Annotated in this window: 1 protein-coding gene and 2 pseudogenes; all 3 read left to right on the forward strand. The window is 77.0% G+C overall.

Annotated features, from left to right (window positions below; all coding sequences use genetic code 11):
* A pseudogene (locus tag MCBG_RS02830) lies at positions 1-219 on the forward strand (cytochrome P450); the annotation flags it as partial.
* Positions 216-1180 (forward strand): annotated as a pseudogene (locus tag MCBG_RS02835) (alpha/beta hydrolase). The pseudogenes MCBG_RS02830 and MCBG_RS02835, both read left to right, overlap by 4 nt.
* Positions 1173-1659 (forward strand): alpha-hydroxy-acid oxidizing protein (locus tag MCBG_RS02840; protein WP_043330066.1); only part of this gene is annotated, 487 nt, incomplete at its 3' end. The pseudogene MCBG_RS02835 and the gene MCBG_RS02840, both read left to right, overlap by 8 nt.

Here is a 1659-nt window from a genome sequence, read left to right on the forward strand (position 1 = left end):
TTCGACCCGCGCCGTCCCGGCCCGCCGTCACTGGCCTTCGGCGTCGGGCTGCACTTCTGCCTCGGCTCGGCGGTGTCCCGGCTGGAGGGCCGGCTGGCGCTGCCGCGCCTGTTCGCGCGCTTCCCGCGGCTGGCCGTCACCCAGCCGTACACGTACAGCGGGAGTCTGTTCCTGCGCGGCATCGACAAGCTCTTCGTCACCACAGGGGAGGCCGGATGACACTCGATCCGCAGGTGGTCGCGTGGCGGACCGCGCGGGCCGCCGCCGGGACCGTGCCGCTCTACACCCAGACCCTGGCCGAGGCCCGCGCCGCCGACCTCGCCGCGATCCGTGCCGGCTCCGGCGCGGTCGAGCCGGTCGCCGAGGTACGCGACACGACGGTGCCCGGCCCGGCCGGGCCGCTGCCGGTGCGGATCCACCGGCCGGACGGGGACGGCCCGCTGCCGACGCTCGTCTACTTCTTCGGTGGCGGCTGGACCCTCGGCAGCGTCGACACCGCCGACGGAATCTGCCGGCGGCTGGTCAACCTGACCGGCGCGCAGACCGTGACGGTCGGCTACCGGCTCGCCCGGGAGCATCCGTTCCCGGCGGCGGTGGAGGACTGCCATGCCGCGGTGCGGCACCTCGCCGTGCACGCCGCCGAGTTCCGCGTCGATCCGGACCGGCTGGCGGTCGGCGGGGACAGCGCGGGAGGGAACCTGGCCGCCGCTGTCACGCTGCTGGCCCGCGCCGACGGCGGTCCCCGGCTCCCGCCCAGCTGCTGGTCTATCCGAACACCGAGCGGCCCGGGCACCGCCCCGGCGACGACGAGGACCCGATGCTGTTCAACAGGCACTCGGTGGGCTGGTACCGGAGCCACTACCTGGCCGACCCGGGCGACGCGGCCCACCCGCTGGCGTCTCCGCTGCTCGCCGAGGACCTGGGCGGCCTGCCCCCGGCGCTCGTGATCACCGCCGGGTACGACCCGCTGTGCGCCGAGGGCCGGCGGTACGCCGAGCGGCTGGGCGAGGCCGGCGTGCCCACCGAGGCGGCCCACTACCCGGGGATGGTGCACGGGTTCTTCGCCATGCCCGGCGTGTTCGACGCGGGCCGGCAGGCCCAGGAGCGGGCCGCCGCCTTCCTGCGCCGCACGTTCGGGCTCGACCCGGCGCACGCGGCGGCGGGTGCCGACCATGGCTGACGCGGCGGACGGCTTCGTGCCGCCGGTCAGCCTGGCCGACTTCGCCGCGCTGGCCCGGGCGGTGCTGCCGCCCGACGTGTGGGACTTCGTCGACGGCGGCAGCGGCGCCGAGACCGCCCTGGCCGCGAACCGGGCCGCGCTCGATCGGGTGGCGGTGCTGCCCCGGATGCTGGCCGGCGTGGACGACCCGTCCACCGAGGCGGCGCTGCCCGGCGGCCGGGCCGCGTTGCCGGTGGCTGTCGCGCCGATGGCGTACCAGCGGTTGCTGCACCCCGACGGCGAGCCCGCGCTCGCGGCGGCGGCCCGCGCGGCGGGCGTGCCCTACGTGGCCAGCACGCTGGCCAGCACGCCGATCGAGGAGATCGCGGCGACCGGCGCGACGGTGTGGTTCCAGCTGTACTGGCTGCGCGACCGGGCGCTGGTGGCCGACCTGCTCGACCGGGCGTCGGCGGCCGACTGCGCGGCGGTGATGGTGACTG

Source organism: Micromonospora sp. M42, assembly GCF_000568915.1.
GTDB classification, from domain to species: domain Bacteria; phylum Actinomycetota; class Actinomycetes; order Mycobacteriales; family Micromonosporaceae; genus Micromonospora; species Micromonospora chalcea.